Annotated in this window: 19 protein-coding genes; 7 read left to right on the top strand and 12 right to left on the bottom strand. The window is 59.9% G+C overall.

Going from position 1 to position 23857, the window contains the following annotated elements; all coding sequences use genetic code 11:
- Positions 1-11 precede the first annotated feature (11 nt).
- Entirely contained in the window at positions 12-1355 is a 1344-nt protein-coding gene (locus RCJ00_RS03650) for a chloride channel protein (protein WP_316220332.1), read from the bottom strand.
- A gap of 244 nt (positions 1356-1599) precedes the next feature.
- The gene (locus tag RCJ00_RS03645; RefSeq protein ID WP_316220331.1) at positions 1600-4869 is read right to left on the bottom strand and encodes a TonB-dependent receptor; all 3270 of its coding nucleotides are present in this window, start codon (positions 4867-4869) and stop codon (positions 1600-1602) included.
- Between the two features lie 1024 nt (positions 4870-5893).
- On the opposite strand from RCJ00_RS03645, the gene RCJ00_RS03640 reads away from it, so the two are divergent.
- Both RCJ00_RS03640 and RCJ00_RS03635 read left to right on the top strand, forming a co-directional pair.
- Positions 5894-6169, top strand: a complete 276-nt coding sequence (locus RCJ00_RS03640; protein ID WP_316220330.1) for a hypothetical protein — start codon at positions 5894-5896, stop codon at positions 6167-6169.
- A gap of 134 nt (positions 6170-6303) precedes the next feature.
- A complete protein-coding gene (locus RCJ00_RS03635; RefSeq protein WP_316220329.1) occupies positions 6304-6699 on the top strand; it encodes a response regulator in 396 nt (131 codons plus the stop codon).
- 5 nt (positions 6700-6704) lie between these two features.
- On the opposite strand, the gene RCJ00_RS03630 is transcribed toward RCJ00_RS03635, so the two are convergent.
- The 6 genes from RCJ00_RS03630 to RCJ00_RS03605 form a co-directional block, all read right to left on the bottom strand.
- Complete coding sequence (locus RCJ00_RS03630; RefSeq protein WP_316220328.1) at positions 6705-7832, bottom strand: lipoprotein N-acyltransferase Lnb domain-containing protein; 1128 nt, start codon at positions 7830-7832, stop codon at positions 6705-6707.
- A 137-nt stretch (positions 7833-7969) separates the two neighbouring features.
- Complete coding sequence (locus RCJ00_RS03625) at positions 7970-8866, bottom strand: LysR substrate-binding domain-containing protein (RefSeq protein ID WP_316220327.1); 897 nt, start codon at positions 8864-8866, stop codon at positions 7970-7972.
- Positions 8867-9140: 274 nt separating this feature from the next.
- Positions 9141-9569 (bottom strand): hypothetical protein, encoded by a 429-nt coding sequence (locus tag RCJ00_RS03620; protein ID WP_316220325.1) that lies wholly within the window; start codon positions 9567-9569, stop codon positions 9141-9143.
- 216 nt (positions 9570-9785) lie between these two features.
- On the bottom strand, positions 9786-10187 hold the full coding sequence (locus RCJ00_RS03615; protein WP_316220324.1) for a hypothetical protein: 402 nt from the start codon (positions 10185-10187) through the stop codon (positions 9786-9788).
- Between the two features lie 24 nt (positions 10188-10211).
- Positions 10212-10982, bottom strand: coding sequence for a hypothetical protein (locus RCJ00_RS03610; protein ID WP_316220323.1), 771 nt, complete (start codon positions 10980-10982; stop codon positions 10212-10214).
- A gap of 69 nt (positions 10983-11051) precedes the next feature.
- Entirely contained in the window at positions 11052-12995 is a 1944-nt protein-coding gene (locus RCJ00_RS03605) for a glycoside hydrolase (protein ID WP_316220322.1), read from the bottom strand.
- Between the two features lie 167 nt (positions 12996-13162).
- On the opposite strand from RCJ00_RS03605, the gene RCJ00_RS03600 reads away from it, so the two are divergent.
- Both RCJ00_RS03600 and RCJ00_RS03595 read left to right on the top strand, forming a co-directional pair.
- The gene (locus RCJ00_RS03600) at positions 13163-14518 is read left to right on the top strand and encodes a protoglobin domain-containing protein (RefSeq protein WP_316220321.1); all 1356 of its coding nucleotides are present in this window, start codon (positions 13163-13165) and stop codon (positions 14516-14518) included.
- Between the two features lie 95 nt (positions 14519-14613).
- Positions 14614-15357 (top strand): hypothetical protein, encoded by a 744-nt coding sequence (locus RCJ00_RS03595; protein WP_316220319.1) that lies wholly within the window; start codon positions 14614-14616, stop codon positions 15355-15357.
- A gap of 50 nt (positions 15358-15407) precedes the next feature.
- Here the strand turns inward: RCJ00_RS03595 and RCJ00_RS03590 are convergent, their stop codons facing one another.
- The 3 genes from RCJ00_RS03590 to RCJ00_RS03580 form a co-directional block, all read right to left on the bottom strand.
- Entirely contained in the window at positions 15408-15965 is a 558-nt protein-coding gene (locus RCJ00_RS03590; RefSeq protein WP_316220318.1) for a hypothetical protein, read from the bottom strand.
- A gap of 212 nt (positions 15966-16177) precedes the next feature.
- Entirely contained in the window at positions 16178-16747 is a 570-nt protein-coding gene (locus RCJ00_RS03585) for a GNAT family N-acetyltransferase (RefSeq protein ID WP_316220317.1), read from the bottom strand.
- 41 nt (positions 16748-16788) lie between these two features.
- Positions 16789-18354 carry an alpha/beta hydrolase gene (locus RCJ00_RS03580; RefSeq protein ID WP_316220316.1) on the bottom strand — a complete coding sequence of 522 codons (1566 nt, stop codon included), beginning with the start codon at positions 18352-18354 and terminating at the stop codon, positions 16789-16791.
- A gap of 87 nt (positions 18355-18441) precedes the next feature.
- On the opposite strand from RCJ00_RS03580, the gene RCJ00_RS20640 reads away from it, so the two are divergent.
- Positions 18442-18837, top strand: coding sequence for a ribonuclease E inhibitor RraB (locus tag RCJ00_RS20640; RefSeq protein ID WP_411267518.1), 396 nt, complete (start codon positions 18442-18444; stop codon positions 18835-18837).
- Between the two features lie 7 nt (positions 18838-18844).
- Here the strand turns inward: RCJ00_RS20640 and RCJ00_RS03575 are convergent, their stop codons facing one another.
- Positions 18845-20074: a hypothetical protein gene (locus RCJ00_RS03575; protein ID WP_316220315.1), complete on the bottom strand. Its 1230-nt coding sequence runs from the start codon at positions 20072-20074 to the stop codon at positions 18845-18847.
- A gap of 338 nt (positions 20075-20412) precedes the next feature.
- On the opposite strand from RCJ00_RS03575, the gene RCJ00_RS03570 reads away from it, so the two are divergent.
- Entirely contained in the window at positions 20413-22032 is a 1620-nt protein-coding gene (locus RCJ00_RS03570) for a DUF5597 domain-containing protein (RefSeq protein ID WP_316220313.1), read from the top strand.
- A gap of 153 nt (positions 22033-22185) precedes the next feature.
- Positions 22186-23853: a S41 family peptidase gene (locus RCJ00_RS03565; RefSeq protein WP_316220311.1), complete on the top strand. Its 1668-nt coding sequence runs from the start codon at positions 22186-22188 to the stop codon at positions 23851-23853.
- Positions 23854-23857: the final 4 nt, after the last annotated feature.

Genomic DNA, 23857 nt, shown 5'->3' with positions numbered 1-23857 from the left:
GTCCAGGCGGGTCAGGTACGGGCAGCTACGGCCTCGCTTCGGCGCGTTCGGCGTTCCTGGTTGATAAAGGTTTGCGACAGGCTGTGATACAGCGGCCGGGGACAGATCAGCCGGGAGACGCTGTAGGCCAGGACACTAGCCGCGATGAGCGGGATGACCATGTTGTGGCTGTTGGTCATTTCCATGACGATGACGAAGGAGGTCAGCGGCGATTGAACGACCCCTGAAAAATAGGCGACCATCCCGAGCAGCACCATTGTACCCAACGGGGCGACGGGGATCAGCCAGTGCATGTCGGCGCCGAGTCCGGCCCCCGTCGCCAGGGACGGCGCGAACAGGCCGCCGGGGATGCCGCTGGCGCTCGACAGCAGAGTGGACAGCCATTTGAGAACGCCAAACAGGGGAGAAGCGGTGCCGGTCCCGACGAGCAGGGCGTGCGCCTCGGAATAGCCGGTGCCGAATATATCGGTGCCGCTCACCAGGCCGATTAGGGCCACCGACAGGCCGCACAAGGCGGCGAACAATATCCGGCGGCGCTCGAAAAAGCCATTCATGACCCGGCCCAGGCCTTTATTACAAAACACCAGGATGCGGGCGAACAGGCCCCCCAACGCCCCGCCGCCCAGACCGCAGACGAGAACGGCCAGGGTGTCGGGGAGCGGTTGAAGCGTGGCATCCGAATGGCCGAAATATACGTAGTCTCCGACCATGCCGAGCGAGGCAATGCCAGCCAGCATCACGGTAAAAATCACGGTGCCGGATGTCTTCTGCTCGAAGGACTTGCCCAGTTCCTCTATGGCAAAGACAATGCCCGCCAGAGGGGTATTGAAGGCGGCGGCGACGCCGGCGGCACCACCGGCCAAGAGGAGCGCCGATTCGTTGCTGACAATGCCGCCGATGCGGCCGGTCATGCGCATGAGCGCCGCGCCGATCTGCACCGTCGGGCCTTCACGGCCGATCGAGGCGCCCGTCAGTAAGCCCAGGAACAGGAGCGCCGTCTTTCCGAGTACGACACGTAATGACACCAGGCGGTCGAGGCCTTTGGGGTTATGCCGGACGATTTCTGTGGCGGCGATGACTTGCGGGATGCCGCTGCCCTGAGAGCCGGGGAACCAGCGGCGGGCGGCAAAGGCGCTGAGCGCGAAGCCGGCCGGGGTGATCACCAGGGGCAACCATCCCACCTTCGCAACGCCCAGGTGAAAGAGGGCCTGCGCGCCGTCTGCGGCCTTGGCGACCAGAACCGCGACCACACCGACAAGCAGGCCGCCAATCCAGAATACGACCTGCGACCGCCAGTGTCGCAAGCTCATCCAGCGCGAAAACACAGGCCTGAGGCGACGGAGATCTTTTGGCATATCACTTCCACGGTCATTGAGTATTAATTTGCAAGGGGACCCTTACAATTAATCGTGCGGGAGGTGGTTAAAAATCGGCTGAGCCGGGTTCACATTTTTCCCTTTGCTGTTACGGGCGGGTAGGGTTCGAATAGAAACGCCGATCTGACGGGGTCAGATCGGCGCATTCGTCCTTTGTCTTTATGCGCTTTTTATCCGAACCGTGGATTTCACGTTTGGAAATGCGCATTAGATCTTCAGCACATTAGAACTTCATCTGTACGCCCGCCTGGATGCGACGGTCGTTCTTGAACCAGGCGTTGGGGGCCAGGGTGCCGTTCTGATCGACCTGCTGTTTCAGGACGGTGTCCGTATCGAGCAGGTTTGACCCTTCGAGGCTGAGTTCGACGCGGTCATTGATGCGGTATTTCAGCGAGCCGTCGAGATAGCCGGCGGCGTCCTGCCAGATCGGGAAGCCGATACAGCAGTCGACCGAGGTGACCAGGAAGCGCGAGCGCCAGTTATAGGCCAGGCGCGCCGAGAACTTCGGCTTTTCGTACATGAAGATCAGGTTGTACGAATCCTTGGAAATGCCTTCCAGGGCGTGGGGATTGATCGAATCTGACGCCTGGCTGAGGCCGCCGCCGCCCGTATTGGTGCCGCCGTCCGCCGATTCCGAAATCAGGTTGGTATTGGTGATCCCGTTATTGACGACGTGGGTGTAGTTCGCCTGGATACCCAGACCGTTGAACGGTCCCGGCAGGAAGTCGAAGAAGCGTTGATAGGCCACTTCGAAGCCCTTGATGGCCGCGCCGTCGCCATTGACCGGGCCGTTGACCTTTACCGTCTTGGTGACGCCATTGTTGGTCAGGGTCAAGTCGTAGCTGCCGTACTGGATATAGTCGTAGAACTTTTTGCTGAAGCCGGTGAAGGTGAAGGAACCGACGCTGGCAAAATAGTGTTCGATGGAGAGGTCGAACTGATCGGCCGTCATCGGTTTCAGGTACGGATTGGCGGCATTGCTTTGGTAGCTGAAGTTATAACCGACGGCCAGGCCGTTGCTGTCATAGACGATGCGCGGATCAGTCGCGTTGGTGGCGACGGGAGATCCCTGACGGGCAATGGAGGCGTAGTTTTTCATGTAGCCCAGGTCCGGACGCGACATGGCCTTGGAGGCGGCGAAGCGCAGCACCCATTCGTCGTTCAGGTCGAACTTGATGTTGAAGCTGGGCAGGACATTGTGGTGCGTCGCCTTGGCGGTGCTTTCGATATAGGCATTGTTGTTGAAGGCGAGATCGCTTGCCGAGATCACGCAGCCGGGCGTCCAGCTATTGTAGGGATGCTGCGGGTCGGAGGTATTGACGGTTCGGGTACATTGCAACTCCGCCGCGGTATAGGTGGCGCTGAACGGTTGCGGCAGCAGGATGCCCCCAACGGATTCGTTGCGGGTTTCGACGTAGCGTACGCCGATATTACCCGATACGCCGAAGCCGAACAGGGTGGCGTCATGCCCGCCGAATTTCAGCATGGCGTAGGCGGCCTTGGTCTTTTCCGAGGTCGGGTGGATTTCCGGCGCGGTGTAGCAGCCAAAGTCACCGCTCGAGATTTCGCCCGCACGGTAGCCGGCATTCGAACAGACCGGGTAGAAACCGCTGAAGCTGCGGGTCGTGCCGTTGTTGCCGAGATTGTCGCCCAGGGCCGCCGACGATTTCAGGTGATCCATGTTGAAAAAGACGAAGGACTGGTTGTCCATCACATTGCCACGGAAGAAATCGCTGTTGAAGGTGTGGGTCTGGTAGGCGTTCGTGCCGTAGATGGGCAGGTCGGCATTGTAGACCGCAGACTGAGCGCCCCAGGTCGAGGTGATGTTGGCCCAGTTATAGGCGCCCCAGCGGACGGTTTGGTCGCGGTCGGCATAGCGTGCGCCAACCTTCAGGGTGTCGAGCCACGTGCCGTTCAGCGCCCATTCGAAATCGGCGCGGGCGGCGGTTTCGGTGCCCGACGATTCTTCGGCGTGATCGGAGGCGGAATAGTAGTTGTAGTTATGCGCGTTAGTGAAACCGCCCGTCGCCAGGTTGACATAGGGCACGTTGGTATCGGTCAGGGTCATGACCGGATATTTGCCGGTCGTGTCCAGATACATGTTGCCGTAGGTGTTCATGTTGACGTTGGCGTTGAAGTTTGCCACCTCGGACTTCACGTGCTGAACGTCGAAGCTGGCGCGCATGGTGTCGGAAATGTCCCATTTCAGGTTCACCGACACGTCTTCGGTATATTCGTTGTTTTTCAGGTAGTTGGAGGCGGACTGGATCTGGGCGCCGCGGCGGGCATCGGCACCGGTGGCGCAGCCCGACCAGGAGTGACAGGTGGCCAGCAAGGGAACGCCCGGTGCGATCGAGGCGACATTGGTGGCCGATGCGGCGTCGTCATCGGCCAGGTAGCCGATCAGGGTCGACATCTGGCCGGTCAGGAAATTGCCATTGCCATCGAAGGTGAAGGGGGCGGAGCCGTTGGCGGGCTTAACCACGTCGGGATTGGTTTCGACATAGCTGGTCGGCAAGCCGTAGACGCTGAAGGCCGAGCCGGAAATGGCGTATTCCTGCCACGAATTGCGGTATTGGGAACGGTTATATTGCGCGGTCAGCAGCAGGGAGCCGTCATTGGAGCGCCATTGCGCCGCCAGAGCGACGCCCTTGCGGTTGCGGTCATAGACGTTTTCGCGGTTGTAGACGACGGACGGAATGTATTTCAGGCCGGGGCCGAAGACCGACGGCACGTCGAATATGCCCATGCGATCGTATTGGATGCCTTGCGAGCCGGTATAGACCTGCGACACGGCGAAGTTGGCCATGACGCCGAATTCGCCCAGATCCGTGGACCAGCGGTCGGACCAGATGGCGGAGACGTCGTAGCCTTCCTTCTTGGCCAGGTCGCCATAGTTGGTGCTGGCGTTGACGACGAGGAGGCGGCTCTTGCTGTCGAAGGGCAGACGGGTGCGCAGGTTGATCGAGCCGGCGATGCCGCCTTCGATCAGGTCGGCAGTCTGATTCTTGTACGTATCGACGCCAGCCATCAGTTCCGGTGAGACGTCGCCCCACGACAGACCGCGCGAGGAATTGGCCGAGAAGGTGTCGCGGCCGTTGAATTCGGAGCGGACTTGCATCAGGCCGCGCACCAGGACGCCGGAGGGTTCGGCGGAGAAGTGCGAGGTGTCGTCCGTGCCGTTGAAGCGCACGACGGTGATACCGGCGACGCGTTGCAGGGCTTCGGCGACCGACTTGTCCGGGAAAGAGCCGATGTCTTCGGAGGTGATCGAATCGACGACCGTGTCGGCGTTGCGCTTGATCTGCTGGGCGGATTTCAGCGATTTGCGCACGCCGGTGACGACGACTTCGGTGGAATCCGCCGGAGCAGCATTGGCGGCGGCGTCTTGCGCCCGGGCCGGTGTGAAACCGATGGCCAGTGCGGCCACCGCGGTCAGGCAGGCGCCTGTCATCAGTGATTTTCGCGTATGTCCAAATTGACGGATGATCATCTTGGTCCTTCCTGTTGGCGCCTATGAGACGCGACGGTTATGGCAATACGTTCAGCCCGAAAACGGCCCCCAACGTAACCAACGCATAAATTGGTGCATACCAATACATGCGCAAAGTTGTCATATGTCCATCTCAATGCGGATGAATTCCGTCACCCCTGGTCGCAATTTTACATAATTATTGTATTTATGTCGCAATTTAGCCATAAAAATACCTTTACAGGTAAAAAGATAGACATATTTTCTCTGTAAAAACAGAATGTTGTTAATTGGTTTTAAGTTGGTTCTATCGAAAATGGTCGCGACTGGACCAGAGGCGGATCACCATGGCGCAAGGGCCGCGGCCTTCACATGGTTATGGCAGATACTGGTGCGCGTATTTATGCTATTAAGGCCAGATGAGAGCAGGCTTCCTTTTAATTCCGTTGCTGGTCGCAGGGTGTGATCGAACGACAAACACTTTTTGACGTTGATGCCGTCGGAGCCGTATCGGCGGAGCTTGTGTTGTGCGGCCAAAAGAGCCAGCTTAAGCGGGTGGAGGAAAAGTTTCCCGGCACTTTTCCAAATCGATGCGAAGGTGAAGGGGCTATTACGGTGAGCTTCCTAAACCGATCGCCCGTACATTGCCCAATCGGCTACATGACACCGGGAATGGCGCAGCGCTTCCATTTCCAGGTTAAGGACGGTCAGTGCGCTTTGTCCGGAAAGTAGCCGTCTCGGATCGCTGCTACTCCGGTTAAAGCTCGAAATCGGTCTATATGATCTATCCGAATTCGAGTGGCGCGCCATTATGAGTCTATGACCTGGTTGGCTATGGCCTCGCTTATTTCACAGGCGTCAGGGTGGCGAGTTGGCCCAGGCTGTCGTCCTGCCTGAGCGTGTCGTTGGGTAACTGATATCGCTACCAGACAGCGAGAGCAAGCGGAACGCTACCTGATCTTGATGCGGTTCGGCCGGTCCCGCATCCGTTCCTTATGGCGAACGCCGTATTGTAAGACGACACACATCTATAAAGGATCTCCGTATGGCCAAGTCAATTGTATCGCGCGCGTCGCGGGTGCTGAACATCTTGCCGGCCGCGCATGTTTTGACAGGTACCCTGCCGTCGCCCCGTATCGTTGCGGCCGCAGCGGTCTTGAAACATCCTGCCGTTCGTCGCGTGGCACCCGGTCTTAGCGCGGTCGCCACCGTTGGTCTGGCGGCGGTTGCCGTTATGTCCCTGGTCAAGCGGATGAAGGCGCGTAAGCTGGACCGACGCCAAGGTGAAGCTACCGTCCTTGAACGCTCGTCCGCTACCTGATTTTATATGCCGGCCCGCTTATGGTTAGCGGCCTATTAACTGTCTTCGGCTACGATCTTTTCCGCGCTGGGGAAGCGGAGGCAGGGCTATCTGGACGGCAATGAAAATGCCGCCGATACAGGTGCAGAATGAACATGACCTCTCACGCTCCAGTTTCTCATGACGGTCCACTTCGCGTTCTTGTCGTCGACGACAACGAGCCATCGGCGCTGACCCTGAGTTGGGCCATGGAGATGTACGGCTATGACGTGCGCACCTGTCACGACGGAAAGGCGGCGGTTAAGCTGGCCGATGATTTCGATCCCGATATCGTGCTTATGGATTTGGGTATGCCGATCATGGACGGTATCGAGGCGTGTCGGCATCTGCGTGCCAATCCGGCCCACCGCCATACGCTTGTCATTGCCCAAACGGGATGGGGCGACCGCGAATTGCGGCAGAAAACTACCGAGCAGGGCTTCGATTATCATCTGGTCAAACCGATCGATTTGGATGAACTGCTGGGGCTTATTTCAAAGACGGCGCAATAGGGTGCTTATTGTTCGGAGCGGATGTAGGCGCTCCAGGCCGCGTCCGATGGAAAGTCGGACGGCGGGCGCAGGCCGGTCCGTAGTGTGTGCAGGCGTTCGAGTTCGGCGGCAGACCGGCTATTGTCCACCAGGCCCAGTTGTTGAAACAGGCTGAGCGAATAGCCGGGTATCCAGCGGCGCACATCATAGACCGGCACCGAGGCGAAGCTTTCCGGCGCCAAATTGATGAAAGCGGTCATGCAGCTTTCGTCCAGGGTGGAATAGAATTTCGGCTGGGTGCTGATGTCGTTGGTGAAGGCTAAGATGCGGCGGAAATAGGCGCGTAATGTCTCCGGGCTCTGGCGGATCGGGTAGATCTGGAGATTGTCCGGCGGCGTACGCGACAGGCGTTCCCAGAACAGGTCGCGTTCCGTCGCCAGTTCGGGGTAAAGCTGGTCGTGGCGGAAGAAGCCCGCGACGGCATCAAAGGATTTGCCCTGCGCCTGGCGCGATTTCATCGACACGACGATGTGGCGGCCGTCGGCGAAATGGAACGATAGAAGGATATGCGCGGTTGCCTTCGATGTGCCGAAGGGCTGGATGACGAGATCGGCCCCATCCAGTTGCGATAGGTCGAAGCGCGCCGTCGTCCACGCCGGTATCGACGGCTGACCTGTGCGGTGCAAGGCGTCGCGGTAGTTGGATAGGGTGACGATATCACCGTCTATGTTGGCCGTGGCGTGGCGGCCCATCAGCGGCACCCAGTCCTGTTCGACGGGTGTTTTTGTCATGTAGGCAGTGGCGATGACAGCCAGAAGAAGCGCCGCCACGCAACGTTGCGCCAAACGGCGGTCAGCGGGCTGGCGAAGGGGGCCGAATTTGGGCCAGACCCCTTGGATAGGCCAGACCCTTTGGATAGGCCAGACTCTTTGGGTAGGCCAGAACCTGTGGATAGGGACGAACCACAGCAGGCCTATGATGGCGGGAAAAAGCACCGCACCCACCTGACGCAGCCACACAGGCCAGCTGAGCCAGTAGAAGATGGCCAGGCCGAAATAGAGGGCGAGGAGGATAGCGGTGATGTTAAGGACGGACCGGCCCACCAGGCGGGCGATGCGTAGCCCCGCCGGTTGTGACCTGACATGTAGCGGCACAGGCGCGGGCCCTTTCCCAAATCGCAGTGGTGTTAAAATCTAGCGTCTGAGGTCTATCACATGACGCGTAAATCAATAAAGCGCATCCCTTTGTTGTTATACACACACCAGACATTCAGTGCGGCGAGCGGCAGAGCTTATATTTTCGTGCGAATGACGCGATCAGTTAGCCATTGGGTTAGCTGTTTTGCGGGTTCGCTCAGGCGATTGAAATTGCGCGCCACAATAAAGTAAGCCCCGTAGGGCAGGGATAGGTCGGACACCTGAATCAGGCGTCCTGCCGCGATTTCATCGGCGACGAGTATGCGGTCGATAAGCGCGATGCCTTGGCCCCGCAGGGCCGCCTGAAGCACAAGGCCGCCGTCGGGCAATACGGGGCCACGGGTGGTTGCGGGCAACTCCATGCCCGCCGAACTGAACCATTGCGCCCAGCCATCTCTGTTTTCCTCATGGAGCAAAACGTAGCGGAGCAGGTCGGCCGGATTGGAAGTGTGGCCATCGCGGTCGTGCAAGGCGGGCGTCATCACCGGGATCATATCGACGTTAGCGAGCCGCCGGCTTTCTGTGCGGGGCCAGGCGTGCCGCGCGCGACTGTAGCGAATGGCGATGTCAGCGTCCTGGGCGCGAAACTGGACCAGCCGCGGGTCTGAATCGACGACCAGATCAATGTCAGGGTGATCGCGCTGAAATTCTGGCAAATGCGGGATAAGCCAGCATGCCGCAAACGAGGGTTCCACGGATATGCGCACAAGCGGTGACGCCCGGTCGCTGCGCAACGTCCGGAGGGTCGCATCGATATTGTCGAAAGACTGGGTCAAAACGGACAGGAGCTTAACGCCCTGGTCCGTTAAAATAACCGCTCTGTGGCGGCGCTCAAACAGGGCGTGGCCCAATTCAGATTCGAGGTCGCGGATCTGGCGACTGATGGCCGCCTGGGACACGCAGAGTTCGTCAGCCGCGGCCGTAAAGCTGTGTAGGCGGCCTGCGGCTTCAAAGCTCCGTAAGGCCGTCAAAGGCAGTCGCCCGCGTTTCATCCATAACCTCAAGTCATGCGAACGGAACCATTAACGCGTTTGAGCAAACCCGGCAAGGCGAGAATAATGGGGCCAAAGGAGTGTTCAGCATGTGGGCAAAGATAATCGAGACCTTAGTGGACGTTATTCTCATCATGACGTCGCAGAGGAGATAGTCAGAGGCAAAAGGGGCGAGACGGGGATAGTCACGACCTACGCTCCCACGACCATGGCCGACGGCACCCTAGGTCCCGACGGCCTGAATCTGGCTTTTTGCCGTCCTGACACGGGCGGCCTACTTCGCGGCTTTTTTACCCGGCTTCTTCACTGCAACCTCAGCCTTGGCAGGCTTAACCTTGGCAATCTTGGTAGGCTTAACCTTGGTAGCCTTAGTCTTGGCAGCCTTAGAGGGGGTAACTTCCGGCTCTGGCTTTTCAGAGTCGGGTATTTCTGGTGCGGGCTCTTCCACCAGACGATGTTTGATCGCCAGATCATAGAGGGTGTCCAGAGCGGCCCTATCGGTAATGGCCGGGTCGCTTAGCGTCAGGAAGGCCGCCTTGACGATGACCTTGTTGCCAGCCTCAGGGCAGGCGGCTTGCACATGGGCGTACAGGGCGTCACCGGTCAGGCCCTTCGCCGCGCCCTCTTTGAGCGCATCATAGACGGCGATCTTCTTCGCGCCCTTCTTGAGGCCTTTGGGCTCGTTCTTTTTCTTGTCGCTCATTTTTTAAAACCTCTTGGTAATCAAGCCATGTACAATGGCGTATAATCGTCAGTATACGTCCTTTTTTAGTCGCGTACCAGATGATTCCTGATTAAATAAAAATATCCTTTTATCAATCAGTTGTCGCATTGTTACGCGGTGCGCGCGGCGGTTTTTGTTGTGATGTTAATCGCAGTTTTCGCGAATAATAAGCTCGGAGCCGGTCGAAAACGAACATCAGTGCCTTAGCCGCGGGTGCGGCGGCAACAGGGCGTCGAGCGACCCCAATGCGGTGACGGCTTCGTCGCGCAGGATCGAAAACAGCCAGTCAGACGCTGTGCCCGGAAAGGTATGGAAGTCTTCTGCCCGTCGCCAGATCGCCACGAAGATGGCCGCTATGACGCCTTCGGCGGCGGCGCGGTCTTGGGTGACGTCCAGCAGAAGTGCCATCATCTTGCCCGCCATGAGGTGATAAATCCCGGTCAGGGCCAGCCGTTCGCCAGCGGCGACGCGGGCGATCAGGATGTCGAGGGCATCGACGGATCTTCCGCTGCTCTTGGCCGTTGCGATATCTGTTTCAAGGCGTATGGCCGACATCCGTACCTCGTGCTGTTTCAGCAGAGGGCACAGTGTGGACATAAGATTTCAATTCGGCTTTGCGGGCTATTTCTTCTTCGACACGGTGATGTGAAATTTCGGCGTGTAGATGGCTTTCATCAGGGCACGGTCGCGTTCATAGGCTTCCGTGCCGCCGCACAGGGCTTCGTCATCAAGATCTATGTCGGATTTTTCTGTGCCTTTCAGGGCCGCAGTAAGGCTGGTGAAGTCCTTGGCCGATGTTGCATCACCCTTGTCGCCCGTGGTGAGCGCGGCGCCGAGGAGTTGTTCCATCATGTCGTCACCTTCGACGCGTGATTTCACTATCTCGATGCAGCGCAGGCTTTGGGTCAGGACCTCGGGCGCTACGTCCGCCGGCGCGGCGCGCACCGGCGTCAGCCAGACCGCCGGATTGTTGATATGATCGACGAGACGGACGGCGAAGACCTCCTGGTCGGTCGGAGTGACGAAGGCGTCCATGGGCATGGTCGATGTGTCGGCCTTCTTGTGCTTTTTCTGATAGGCGGTCCGTGCCGTGTCGACGCGTTGGCTATAGTTCAGGTACAGGTCGCGTTGATTGGCGGGCAGGGGATCGAGGGTGTGGCGGTCGGCGGACAAGGCCAGGGCATAGATCCATTTGTCATGCACCGCGCCGCCTTCGGCCGCCCGGTAGAGGTCGGTGAGCGGGCGGCTTAGGGCGGCTTCGATTTCGCCGGTAAGTTTTGGCCCCAGGTTCAGAGCGGCAGCGCGGTCCACCGCTGGCTCGCCGGAAGCGTCGTCAGCCCAGGCCGGAGCGGAGAGTAGCGCCAGGGCGACGCAGGCTAAGGCTGTTTTCATGGTGTTTCCCCCGGGGCTGTTTCCCCTGTTTCCCGCAGAAACCATAGATAGGGGCGGTGAAAAAGGGAACTATTTAAATGCGGGCGGATCGGCGGGCGGGCACAGGTCGATGGGCGGGGTTTTCGGTCGCGCCACGCGCACGCAGTCCGGGGCCAGGCCTTGCCAGGGCGTGTCGCCGAAATTGGCGGTGAGGACGCGGCCGTCGGCATAGGTGGTTTGTTGCACCAGCCGGTCGGGTGTCAGCCAGTCGAAACCGGTCAAGGCGACGGGCGTTCCGACGCCATGGGCGGTGCGGAAGTCATCCTCGGCTGCCTTGAGCCACGGGGCGACGCGCGCCAGTTCGCGCCGGTCGAGATTCCACATGGTGGGCGTGCCGTAGAGCAGGGCGCGGGCGAAGCGGTGGCGTTCTTCGCCCTTGACCTTCATCAGGCCGAATTCCCAGCGATCGGCGGCGACCACGCTGTCGTGAAAGACGGCTTCGAACAGGGGCAGGCGGTTGGCGGGGCCGAACAGGGAATGGGCTTCGTCGGCGGTTGGGGTAAAGGGGGTGAAGAAGAGGGGCGGGCGTTCGCCGGGCCACCAGCCGCCGAAGCGTTTGTCACTGAGTAGCGGCCAAATGGCGATGGCGTGGGTTTGGGCGGTGCCGTGTGAATAGTGGGCGACGCCGCTGCTCCAGGCGGTGACGTTTTCGGAGCCGAGCACCAGGTGATAGGTGTCGATACCTTGCTTCAGGCGCGTCAGGCGGTGGGCGCGGTCCTGGGCCTGGGTCATGGGGTGATCGGGGCTGAAATCGGCGAAGAAGTCGCCGAAGGCATCGACATCGATAAAGACCTGATTTGCGCCGTCGGCGATATGGCCGGCGTAGCGCGCACCGGGCACCGACGGGCCGGGGTGGCGGGCGATGGCTTCGCTGGACATGTAGCAGCCGCGATTGGCGAAACCGACCTTTGGCTTGCCATCGGCGGTAATGATGCAGCCGGACGGATAGAGATCGTCGCTCCAGATGGCAGACGGCGCATCGGCGGTGGCGGGCGGCTGGCCGTTGTCGAAGGCGTCGTAAGGGCCGGCCAGATAGCCCATGGCCGCTGCCCGTTTCAGGTAGGCAGGGCCGACCAGTTGCTTGTTTTCGCGCGGGTTCTGGTCGTAGCTCAGGACAATGCGGTCGATGCCGAGGGTTTTCAGGTCGTCGAGAAAGGCCAGGTCGCGGCCATCGCCCCAGACATAGGCTTGGGGCGCGCCGAACAGGCGGGGCAGATCGGGCACGGCCTTGTCGGCGAAGGTCGTGTGTTGATGGCGATCGATCATCAGCTGGCGGTAGAAATGCGCCGGGGCCAGGGGGTCGGGGGCGCCGAGGGTGAACAGGAGCTCCAGCGTGCCGGCGCCGTCGGAGAAGTCGTGGCTGAGGCGCGTTTGCAAGCCGTCCGCGTCGAGCAGGCACAGTTTTGAGGCAAGACCGTCGCCCAGCGCGTAGGTGACGGTGCGCGTGCGGGTGAGATAGCTCCAGGCCGGAAAGGAGAGGAGGGTGGTGCCGCCCAGGCAGCGCTGGGTTTTGTACGCGGCGCGCCAGAATGGATCGTCGGCGCGATAGGCCATGCCTTCGCCATCGGGGATCAGCCAGGTGCCGTCGGTGGCGGCGGGCAGAGGCCAGACGAGGCGGGTATTGCCCGTGACGGTAACGGTCAGGCGCAGGGCGTCGCCTTCGGTGGACAGGGTGATCAGGCGGCCTTCGGCATCGGTCCAGCGCCAGCCCGCGCCGTCCCGTTCGGGGGTGGCCGATTCGGCGGCGTGCAGGGGCGGCATGACGGCGACGACCGAATCATTGTTCGGCCCCTTCCCTTTTGGGTGGGCGTCGATTTGCAGAGTGGCCGGATCGACCGAATAGGTGGCGGTGCCGCTTTGCAGCGTAATGGGGGACGCAGCGATTGCGCCAGAGGGCGCCACAACCATACCGCACAAGGTTAGGCCGCACAGTGACAGGGCAAGGCTTAGCGGTTTTTTGACGATGTGGCGCATGGTCGCACGATACCACGGGAAATCTGTTAACGCTATTCGACTTATAGTCGTCGGTATTCAAAGGCGAACACGCCGAAATTCGCGTTTAAGAGTAAATTTACAAAAGAGACGCACTCTGTCGCAAAACGGGGCAGGCGTTTGGGCGCCTGATATGGTTGGAGCTACGCATGACACACACACAGATGGACGCTGCGTCCGAACGCCGCGCTTTTCACGCTATCGGCGATGACGTCCGCCAAACCTTGCGTGATCATCGTACCTATATCCTCAGTCTGCTGCCGGATGCGCTCAACAGCTTCTATGATCATGTCGAACGGTTTGAGGATGCGCGCCGGTTCTTCCGCGATCGCCGTCACATGGAGCACGCCAAGCAGAAGCAGATCGAGCATTGGGGCGTGCTGTTAACCGGTCATTTCGACGACGCCTACGTGGCCTCGGTTACGACCATCGGTGAAGTGCATAACCGCATCGGGCTTGAGCCTAAATGGTATATCGGCGGCTATAACTTCCTGCTCAATTCCCTACTGGCCAGCATCGCGCGTCGCGCGCCCAAGGGTATGTTTGGTAAATCGACCACCGAGGAGACGCTTCGGTTGCAGCAGGCGGTAACGCGGGCGACATTGATGGACATGGACTATGCCATCGCCGTCTATCTGGATGCCGGGCGGCGTCAGCGCAACCAGATCATCGAGCAGATCGTTGGTTTCGAAGGGTCGGTATCGTCGATCCTGGCCGAAGTGTCGGGCAGTGCCAAGGGGCTTAATGAAACGGCGACCGGGTTGTCGAGCATATCGACCCAGGTGAGCAGCCAGTCCATGGCGGTGTCGGCGGCGTCGGAAGAAGCTTCGGTCAATGCCCAGACAGTCGCGGCGGCGGCGGAAGAGCTGGTGGCATCGATTTCGGAAATTTCGCGTCAGGTGAACGACGCCATGCAGATTGCCGGCACGGCGACCCAGAATGCCGAGCGCACGTCTTCGCGGATGCAGGAGCTGACCGGGGCGGCGCAGAATGTCGGCGAAGTGGTCAATATCATCAACAATATTGCCGGCCAGACCAATCTGTTGGCACTTAATGCCACCATTGAGGCGGCGCGGGCAGGCGAGCAGGGCAAGGGCTTTGCCGTGGTGGCCACGGAGGTCAAGTCGTTGGCCAACGAAACCAGCCGAGCGACCCAGACCATCAGCGCCCAGATCACCGGGATCCAGAAATCGACGTCGGAAGCGGTCGATGCGATCAATGAGATCAGCGCCATCATATCTTCGCTTAGCCAGGTGTGCGCGGCCATAGCCGGGGCGGTGCAGGAACAGAGCGGCGCGACGCAGGAAATATCGGTCAATATCCAGCAGGTGGCGACCGGCGCAGGCGACGTGACGCGCAATATCACCGGCGTGTCGCAGGCGGCGCAGGAAACATCGAACGCGTCGCGCTTCGTGCTCAATGCATCGGGAACGCTGGGGACACAGGCGGACCGGTTGGGCAGCGAGGTGACGCGGCTTATCGAAAGTGCCCGGTCTGCCCGATAGGCGACTTGCGCGATAGGCCACTTGGCCCCTAAGATACATTCCGGCCATAATTTGGTTGCAGATGCGGTTCAGGGTGTCGCGTCGGAGGTGTGTTCATGTCTGTATCCCGTATCGCGCTCGCGTTTGCCGTAACGGCCGTTATCGGCGGTGCGTCGTTTGACGCAGCCATGGCGGCTGACGATGAGGTGGTTGTGGCCGCTTCCCGCCCGGCCAAGTTGCCGACCGAAGCCGAGGTGGCGAAAGCCAAGGCGGACGCCGATGCCAAGGCTGCCACCACCGCAAAACCCGCCAGCACGCAGGATCAGGTTATCGCCCGCTTGGCGGCCGCGCCACGTATTGACCGCAGCGGTGCGGACGCTGTCAATTCTTCGGGCACGTCATCGGGCGCCCGCGTGCCGAACGGCGACAAGACGGGCCTCAGCCAGATTCACGGATCGGCGGGCGTCAGCATCGGCACGGGCGGATACCGCAGCGCCTATGTCACTTCGGTCATTCCGGTCGGTGAAACCGGGCTTTTGGGCATAGCTGTCAGCCAAACCGATTACGGCAAGAACGGTGGCTATTACGGATACGGCTATGACGGTTACGGTTATGGCGGGTATGGCTATGGCGGATACGGGCGTGACGGTTATCGTATGGCCCGGCGCGGGGGCACGTCGCAATCGTTTGGCCTGTCGCTTGACATGACCGGCCGAGGCCGCGCCAATGCCGACACGCCTGAAGGGTGCGCACCGGGCTTCCGCGATGGTGGGCGCTATATCGAACCCGTCTGGGTCACCCAGATGCGCGACCGCGATAGCGATAACGAGTGTCAGGCCGCCGTTGCGGATAAGCCGTAGCGGGCGGGCGCGTGATACCTTTAATGTCGCGATTTCTAATCACGCTTAGGTTAGCATATTCCGCAGGCCGTGCCGGAAGTCCAAATGGGCCCACCCTGGTCGTAAATGACCAAATTGCCGTCTCCTTGCATATAGAGGGCTGCGCCAGGATGACCATAAGTTCCCGAATTCCATATGACTTCGCCTACAGGCCCGTAAATTACGAGATTGCCGTCCCCTTGCATAACTAAGACCGCCGATGGATGCGACCATGTATTGGCGGTCCAGAGGGCGCCGCTTTGCCCGTAGATGACTAAATTACCGTCCCTTTGTAGGGCTAAGACGTATCGACCATTGCCTGAGGTCAGTTGCGTATTGACCATCAAGGCCTGACCGGGTTGCAGCGAATCCGGTGCCGTCGGTGTTGACCACGATGTTTTGTTGACAACGGTGCGGTTCCCGGCAGCGTCGTAAGCGTAGCCGTTTTGCGAACCGTTTGATGATGAGCTCAGGATTACGCGCCCTAGCGCATCATAAAGATAAGACTGCTCTGAAAATGCATAGGCATGGCTGCTCACCATGGTAAATGCTAAGACGGCTATCGGCCAGGCGCGACTATTTACAACCATCGTTTTCCCCCAAAATGAACGGCTCAAAATCCAGCTTTAAAAGGATGCCCGACAGGTATCCCATAACCGGCATACTAAACTCTTTTTACCAACTATCAACCTAAGCGCGTTTATCCCATAGTGTATTTGCATTTCAGGCCAATTGGCCGACAGTTGTACAGAGTGTCAGGCTGCCGTTGTGGATAAGCCGTAACCGGCTGGGTGGAGACTGGCTATGGGTGAGCTTTGCGCCACCTGTCCGCCGTTAGAATCCAGACCGCCTTTGTCGCGGCGCCTTCGACGAACGCTCCGGCTACCGTATCTACGAGTTCGAAGCCCTGCTTTTCCTTTATGCGGTGCGAACCCAGGTTTGTGCTGGCATTGGTGACGTAGATGTGCGGCCAATTCAATGTGGTGAAGGCATAAGCGGTGACCGCCTCGGCGGCTTCGGTCATCAGTCCCTGGCCCCAATGCTCTCTTGCCAGCCAAAAGCCGCGCATCTCTTTGTCGCCGTTATCGGGACGCAGATCGATCCGCCCAATGAGTTCGTCATTGCCGCCTTTGAACGTCAGGGCCCAGTATAGGGCTTCGCCGCGATTACGCCTGTCGAGGCAGTCGCGGATGTTCGTTTCCGCGCCATCCTCCGGATAGGGCCAGGGCACCTTTGCCAGCAGATGCCGCACAATGTCCCAATGGGCGAAATGGGTCTGCACCCAGGGCGCGTCTTCGAGACGCAGCGGCCGCAAAATCAGGCGCTGCGTTTCGAGCACCGGCGTCGGCGGAAGGGGAATAGTAAATGGCATTGAAAGGGGCTTAAGGCGTTAGGCGCTCCATCGAGGACGCGTCAGGGGCGCTTCGCGTTTGGACGGGCGGTGAGATACATCTGCCAGGCAATGGTTTTCAGCAGGGCCGTGCGGTCATTGCCGTTGGCATAGAGATCGAAATGGGTCTTGTCCGGTACGAAGGTGAAGTCTTCGTGCGCGCCCAGACCGTCGAACACCGCCTTGAGTTTGTGCGCTGCGCCGTCAAGATAGAAGGTGTCCGCCGTGCCGACATAGAGATGGATCTTGCCGTCGAGATCGGGTTTCAGGCGTGGCCAGTCGCGCGCGAGGATCTGGGCAATGTCCCAATGTGCACGCCAGTAGGCGGCGACGGCCGGATCGACCTTGCCCGTGGCACGGTCGAACATGGGTACCGGCTTGCCATCCGCGCCCTTGGGCGAGAACACCCAGTCGAACGAAGCCATCTGACCGCCGTAGGGACCGAGTGCCTGTTCCAGCCGTGCGAAATCCTTGAACGTCGCCAATACTTTGCCGTGGTCGCGCACCAGAGGCACGGGCTTGCCATCCGCATCGGTATAAACATTGGCGTCGGGACGGTAGAGATCGGCATTGGTGAAGTCGGAGAAGTCGCTGGAGTCGGGTGAGGTCGGCCATGTGCCACCGAATACGGTCGGATAGCGCACCTGTAACCACAGGCTGGTCCAGCCGCCGGACGAATGGCCGGTCAGGAAGCGCGAGGACGGTTTGGCATCCATTGCGTACTGGGTTTCGATCCAAGGGATCAATTCAGTGGTCAGGGCGGTGCCCCAAGGGCCGTTATTGACCGAGTCGGCGAATTCGTGTGCACCGGTCGGCAGGCTCTGGTCGAGGAAGACCCAGATCATTGGCGGCATGTCGCCCGACGCCATCATGGTCGTCATGCGGGCGGCGGTGGACTTCTGGCTGGCCAGGGTCGCGCCGAAGCCGCTGGTCGTATAGACCGTCGGATAGGTCTGGCCCGCCTTCGGGTAGCCGGGCGGCAGGGCGACCCAGCCGCGAATATGGGTGGGTGTGCCGCGGAAAGCCGACAGGGCGGGGCTGATGAAATCGACCGCATGGACGCTGGCCAGGCCGGCGCGCAGGGCCTGGGCCTGATCGGGCGGTAGTCGTTTCAGCCTGTCTTCCTCGCTGCGTTCGGGCACAAGGTCGCTGAGGGTGAGGACCGGCGCATCGCCGGGCAGATTGGCCGTGACCACGGGCGAGACCCGGTCACCCGCGCCGCGCCCGCCGTAATTATAGTCGTGATTGCGATCGAGCACGGCCTGAACATAGTATTGACCCGGCGGGAGGTCGGAAAAGGCCGAGGGAAAGGCGTCGGTGTCGGCATCGACCACGACCGTCTGACCCGGTGCGGCGGCGTTGATCTCGCGCGCGGCGATGGCCGTGCCGGTGGGTTCGAAGGGGGAGGTGTCGACCTCGGTCGGTGCGGGCTCTCCCGGCTTGGCCTTGGTGGCGAAGATCAGCAGACGGCCGCTTTGCGGCGCACCGGCCGTGGCGGGCACCTCGACCTTGAACTGGACCTCGGCATAGGCCTGAGGCGTAAGCGCCAGAGTGCCGGCCAGCACGGTTGCAGCGATCATCGAGCGCATCAGAACCCCTCCACTTTTTGGTCCGTGAAGGAAAGCAAAAGCGGACGCCCGATGCAATGTTTGTTTGAAGTGCTCCTGGAATTTTAGGTGGTTTGCCTGCTATCAGGTAGTATAGGGTCACAAAGAGGTTGGGGGAGCACAATAGATTGGCCAAACGACGCCGATGGCGATGTCATGAGACGCCTTCAACGGGGCGGATTCACCTTCGACCGTGAGGTTGCAATCGACTTCAATATCGATTTCGAAAGGTGGCCGCCCGACGCCTCAATAATGGCGGTTTTGGCCAACGCGTTCCCTTCGGCAACCGTGTCGGTGGAGGAAGGTTACGTGCGGGTTCAAGTGCGGTCGCTTCTTACCTATGACTTCGTGATGAAAACGCAGGCCGACCTCACTCAGATATGTGCCGCATTTGGCGGAATATGCGAGAGCTGGGGGATATTATGGAACCCGAATGCGTCACAACCTGGATCAATCAGGCGGTAGGCTTTTGCTACAAGAACTCTTCCGGTCGTTTGCGCGGGGTCCAGTTGCAGAGATTGACGGCGCTTCCGTCAGATTTTATCGCGAAAATTCGCCGGGATATGCCGCGGCCGGAAAAGGCGGTTCCTGAGGCAGCGCCGACCCCTCGTTCATAGGCTGCAAGCGTGCCTGGCAAGGCGTCCTGTTGGTCGACCATGGTCACATACAGGTAGGTTTGGCCGTGCCAACGGATGAAATGCAACGTGCTCAGGACCGGGTTCGGCCAATTCCCGGGCATGGCGTAGAATTGCGAGTCGTCGAGGCCTTTGCCGGTGATGTCGTGGCGTTTTCCGGTTTTACCGCTGATCCAACTATATTGGTTGGGGACGGTGTCACTGACGAAGATGTGGCGGATCAGGTGATCGGGGACGCCGTCATTGTCGATGTCTAGAGAGAAGACTTTTTCGCCGAGTCCGCCATCCTGACCTAAATCGCGTGGCGATGGCACATAGTCTTCGACCGGCCGGAAGCGGTACGCCCACAGGCTTCGGTCGCGGCCGCGCGCATCGGGGAAATAGACGAGATGCCGACCGATGGCGGTACAGACAGGCGCACGGCTGAGCGCAAGCCGAAGACCGGGCGGCGTGCGTTTCATCCTCACGGGCGCTGCCCTTGGGTCAATTGTGATAGGCGTGAGCACACAGTGTTGCGCGGTTGAGCGGATATAGGTTGTTTTGCCGCCGGACGTGACCATGCGTACGGTTTGGCCGGGCACGCGTTCGGAGGGGGCAAATGGCTTGTCTCGGGAATATTCCGCGATCTGTTCGCAAAGGGTAATGCGGAGGCGATTGTTGATCAGAATGCGGTTGACGATGTGGGCGTTCGCCTCATCTTCGCCCCCCATGCAATTGTCATAGTCGCCCCATTGACGCCGGGTCACCACCGGCGTGCCGTCAACCCAGACGTTGATCCATCCATCGGTGGTGCCGCCGCAGTGGTACTGGGGCGAGCCCATATTGGCATATTTCATGACGACCATGTGAGCGCCGACGCGGCAGGTGAAGATATGGGTTTGTGTGCCCGGTGGCAGCGATATTATTTTACCGCTCAGGTCAGCGCCGGGCTGCGGGTCGAATCCGGACTGCCAGGCGGCGTGGCGGCCTGCGCAAGTGACGTGGTGGCTTGGTTCGGCCGATTGCGCCGCAGACGGTCGCGGTGCGGCGGCCAGCATCAGGCACAGAATCCAAAAGTAGACGCGCATTCCCCGCCCTCCAGGTTGTCGGCGGCTATAGTGATGTCAGAGATGCACACCAGTGCAACCGTAATGTTTGGCCATTTTTAGTCGTAGCTATGACGGGAATTTACGGGAAGGGGAGGCGGTTGACGGCGACGGCCTAAGATACGATCCGCCAGCGTTCGCTGGCGCGACGCAATCGGCCAGGGCGCCACTTTCTTGTTTGAGAACATCTTTCATATATGCAAATAATCAATCAAAGCCTGGCGCGATGACTATGTTGCTCGCGTAACGTTTCTTGCGCCAGACATAAGCCCAGACATAAGCAAGGGGCGCAAACGATTTGGCGTTAAAGGGAGCGACGATTGACAATAAATCAAAATAGCGCGGTGAGAGTCGACCGTCGAGGCGCCTTGCGACGGATTGGCTTCGCGGTCAGCCTTTTACTGGCGATGGTTGCCATTGAGGGGGTTTGGGGTTCCATAAGCGCAGCACATGCGCAGCCGGCGATTCCGTCGTTTAACGGACGTCAACTGATCGTAGACGGCAAGCCCTTTTTGATTCTGGGCGGTGAGATCAGCAATTCCAGCTCTGGCAGCCGGGCGTTCATGGCGCCGCGCTGGGAGCGGTTGCGTGCCATGCACCTGAATACGGTACTCATGCCCGTCAGTTGGGAGTTGATCGAGCCGAATGAGGGCCAGTTTGATTTTAGGCTTGTTGATGGGCTTCTGGCTGATGCCCGCGCCGCTGACCTCCGCATCGTCATATTGTGGTTTGGCAGTTGGAAAAACAGCCAATCGTCTTACGTACCGGCGTGGGTTAAGCGCGACTATATCCGCTTTCCGCGGGCGCGCACACAGGATGGACGCGCTTTGGAACTGCTTACTCCCTTCTCGCAAGCCAATGCCGATGCGGATGCCCGCGCATTCGCGGCCTTAATGGCACATCTCGCCGTCTCAGACACGGCGCGGACCTGTATTATGGTGCAGGTAGAAAATGAACTTGGAATGGTGCCGGACGCGCGTGACTACTCAAAGGAGGCAGAAAGCGCGTGGAACAAGTCGGTTCCCGGCAAGTCACCCGATGCCGGAGGAGACTGGACGTCTGTCTACGGCGATCTTGCCGCTTCGGCTTTCATGGCGGACGGTTTTTCCAAATACATTGAAGATGTTGCCCGCGCCGGGAAACGCAACTATCCGCTGCCGCTTTATGTCAACGCATCGCTACCGAGACCGGATGCCAGAGCGGGGCAGGATTATCCGTCCGGCGCGCCCCTGCCGGATGTTGCTCAGATATGGCGCAAGAACGCACCGTCAGTCGATCTTCTGACGCCGGACATTTACGCTTTGAATTTCACGGATTGGGCAGCGCGCTACAAGCGGATAAACGCCCTTTTCGTTCCTGAAGCCAATTGGGCAGGGGCAAAAGACGGGCCAGCGAACGCTCTGGTGGCGTTTGGCGCTTACGAGGCGATCGGCTACAGCCCCTTTGCCATCGACAATGTCGACGATGCAGGTGCCAAGGAGATAGGCGCGCTTTATGGCATGATCGACGGCATTGCTCCCCTCATTACGGAGCGGCAAGGCACGGACAAAATCGCCGGCTTTAGGCCCGTTATATCTTTTGACGGCAAGCCGGATTTATCGTCCCAGAAAATGACTATGGGAAAGCACGTGATTACCGCCCATTTTGTAGATCCCTGGACGCCGCAGGAAGAGCATGAGCCGGAAAATCGCGGGGCGATGGTCTTAATGTTGGGGCCGGACACATATCTTGTGGCGGGGCGTGGCGTGACCTTTACGTTCGCGCCGGCCGATGGACACGGGTCTGACGGAATTGAAGCCATAGACGAGGGGGAATACCTCAACGGAATCTGGGCTTCGACAAGACGACTAAATGGCGACGACAGCTATGCGGGGCGTCACGTGCGGCTACCTTTCGACCGTTTTGCCACTCAGCGCGTTGTTTTATATCACTATCAATGACAGGCCGCTTAGGGCGGACAGGCGAAAATAAAGAGTGACGCAAGTCTTGCGCTGCCGGCGGTCTTGCCGAGCAAACAAAAATAATCGCGATCCGGGTGCGGTGTGATAACGCCCCTCTTGCGGGCGACGGATAATCGTGATCATCTTCGGTTTATGATGAAAACAGGGTTCAAAAATATCGCGGGGGCGCTCGCGCTCGTGGTCGCTACGGCGATGCTGGTGTCATGCGGTGGCGGCGGTGGCGGGGGGACGTCCGTTCCGTCTTCGGGCGGGAGTTCCGGCGGCGGTGGTGGCGGTTCGGGCGGCAGCGCGTCGGGCTGGATTTCCGGGGTGTTTCAGGCGGCCAGCCAGTTCAAGGACAAGTGCCAGAGCCCGCGATCGGGCGTTGACAGCGAGGGCAATGCCTTCACCGACAAGGCGGGGACGCTGAGCGACGAAAAGAACTGGTTGCGGTCGTGGACGCACGAGACCTATCTATGGAACACCGAAGTCTACGATACGGACCCCGGCCTGCCCGGTGCGGTCCTCGATTATTTCGGGATATTGAAGACCCAGGCCAAGACGGCTTCGGGCAAGGACAAGGACAATTTCCATTTCAGCCAGCCGACGGCGGATTACCTGGCACAGCGTAATTCGGCGGCGACCGCCAGTTATGGCGCGACCTTCACCGTCATTTCCGGCACGGTGCCGCGCGATGTGCGCGTGGCCTTTACCGACCCCGGCACGCCGGCGGACAATGTGGTTGGCGGCCAGAAAAACCTTATCCGCGGGACGCAGATATTGAGCGTCAACGGGATAGACCTGGTCAATGGCGGGACGACGCAGGCGCAGGTCGATCAGTTGAACCAGGGGCTTTTCCCGCCGACGGCGGGGACCACCAATACCTTTGTTGTGCGCGATCCGGGCAGTTCGGTTACGCGGACCATTACGCTGACGTCGCAGAACCTGGTGTCCAAGCCGGTCAACCGGACGAAAGTGCTGACCGACGGGTCGGGGAACAAGGTGGGCTATATCCTGTTCAACACGTTCAGCCCGTATTCGAGCGAAAGCGATCTGGTGTCCGCGATTTCGACCTTGCGCGACGCCAATGTGAGCGATCTGGTGCTTGATCTGCGCTATAATGGCGGGGGGCTTTTGGCCGTCGCGTCGGAGCTTGGCTACATGGTGGCGGGCAATACGCGCACCACCGGGCGGACGTTCGAGCGGCTGAGTTTCAACGCTGCCGCGGGGACGCGCAATCCGGTGACGGGCGAGACCAATTCGCCGGTGCCTTTCTATAACAGCGGGCAGGGGTTCAGCGTGACGGCGGGGACGGCGCTGCCCACACTTAACCTCGGGCGGGTATTCGTGCTGACAACCGGATCGACGTGCAGCGCCAGCGAGGCCGTCATCAACGGTTTGCGCGGGGCGGGCGTGCAGGTGATCCAGATCGGCAGCAAGACGTGCGGCAAGCCGTATGGTTTCTACCCGCAGGACAATTGCGGAACGACCTATTACAGCATTCAGTTCCAGGGCGTGAACGATATCGGGTTCGGCGACTATGCTGACGGGTTCGTGCCGGCCAACTCCACCGAAGTCAACGGCGTCAAGGTGCCGGGCTGCGCGGTGGCGGACGATTACAGCCGCGAATTAGGCGACAGCGCCGAAGGGCTTTTGAGTGCGGCCTTAGGGTACGGTACGGCGGGCACCTGTCCGGCGGTGTCGACCATAGTGGCGAAATCGGGCGCCAGCACGAGCGGGACACGGGTGTCTTCGCCCGCCTTGTCTCCGCCGGTACGCTTTATCATGGAAACCAATCGCGACATGACCCACATACGGTAGGGGG

Origin of the sequence: Asticcacaulis aquihabitans, from assembly GCF_032490435.1 — a bacterium.
In the GTDB taxonomy this organism is placed as follows: Bacteria; Pseudomonadota; Alphaproteobacteria; order Caulobacterales; family Caulobacteraceae; genus Asticcacaulis.
This window is presented reverse-complemented; position numbering and strand designations above follow the sequence as displayed.

Excerpts from the sequence above, each read along its gene's own strand:
- RCJ00_RS03650 (WP_316220332.1), bottom strand. The coding sequence starts at position 1,355 with ATGCCAAAAGATCTCCGTCGCCTCAGGCCTGTGTTTTCGCGCTGGATG.
- RCJ00_RS03645 (WP_316220331.1), bottom strand. The coding sequence starts at position 4,869 with ATGATCATCCGTCAATTTGGACATACGCGAAAATCACTGATGACAGGC.
- RCJ00_RS03640 (WP_316220330.1), top strand. The coding sequence starts at position 5,894 with ATGGCCAAGTCAATTGTATCGCGCGCGTCGCGGGTGCTGAACATCTTG.
- RCJ00_RS03635 (WP_316220329.1), top strand. The coding sequence starts at position 6,304 with ATGACCTCTCACGCTCCAGTTTCTCATGACGGTCCACTTCGCGTTCTT.
- RCJ00_RS03625 (WP_316220327.1), bottom strand. The coding sequence starts at position 8,866 with ATGAAACGCGGGCGACTGCCTTTGACGGCCTTACGGAGCTTTGAAGCC.
- RCJ00_RS03620 (WP_316220325.1), bottom strand. The coding sequence starts at position 9,569 with ATGAGCGACAAGAAAAAGAACGAGCCCAAAGGCCTCAAGAAGGGCGCG.
- RCJ00_RS03615 (WP_316220324.1), bottom strand. The coding sequence starts at position 10,187 with ATGTCCACACTGTGCCCTCTGCTGAAACAGCACGAGGTACGGATGTCG.
- RCJ00_RS03610 (WP_316220323.1), bottom strand. The coding sequence starts at position 10,982 with ATGAAAACAGCCTTAGCCTGCGTCGCCCTGGCGCTACTCTCCGCTCCG.
- RCJ00_RS03605 (WP_316220322.1), bottom strand. The coding sequence starts at position 12,995 with ATGCGCCACATCGTCAAAAAACCGCTAAGCCTTGCCCTGTCACTGTGC.
- RCJ00_RS03600 (WP_316220321.1), top strand. The coding sequence starts at position 13,163 with ATGACACACACACAGATGGACGCTGCGTCCGAACGCCGCGCTTTTCAC.
- RCJ00_RS03595 (WP_316220319.1), top strand. The coding sequence starts at position 14,614 with ATGTCTGTATCCCGTATCGCGCTCGCGTTTGCCGTAACGGCCGTTATC.
- RCJ00_RS03590 (WP_316220318.1), bottom strand. The coding sequence starts at position 15,965 with ATGGTTGTAAATAGTCGCGCCTGGCCGATAGCCGTCTTAGCATTTACC.
- RCJ00_RS03585 (WP_316220317.1), bottom strand. The coding sequence starts at position 16,747 with ATGCCATTTACTATTCCCCTTCCGCCGACGCCGGTGCTCGAAACGCAG.
- RCJ00_RS03580 (WP_316220316.1), bottom strand. The coding sequence starts at position 18,354 with ATGCGCTCGATGATCGCTGCAACCGTGCTGGCCGGCACTCTGGCGCTT.
- RCJ00_RS03575 (WP_316220315.1), bottom strand. The coding sequence starts at position 20,074 with ATGCGCGTCTACTTTTGGATTCTGTGCCTGATGCTGGCCGCCGCACCG.
- RCJ00_RS03565 (WP_316220311.1), top strand. The coding sequence starts at position 22,186 with ATGATGAAAACAGGGTTCAAAAATATCGCGGGGGCGCTCGCGCTCGTG.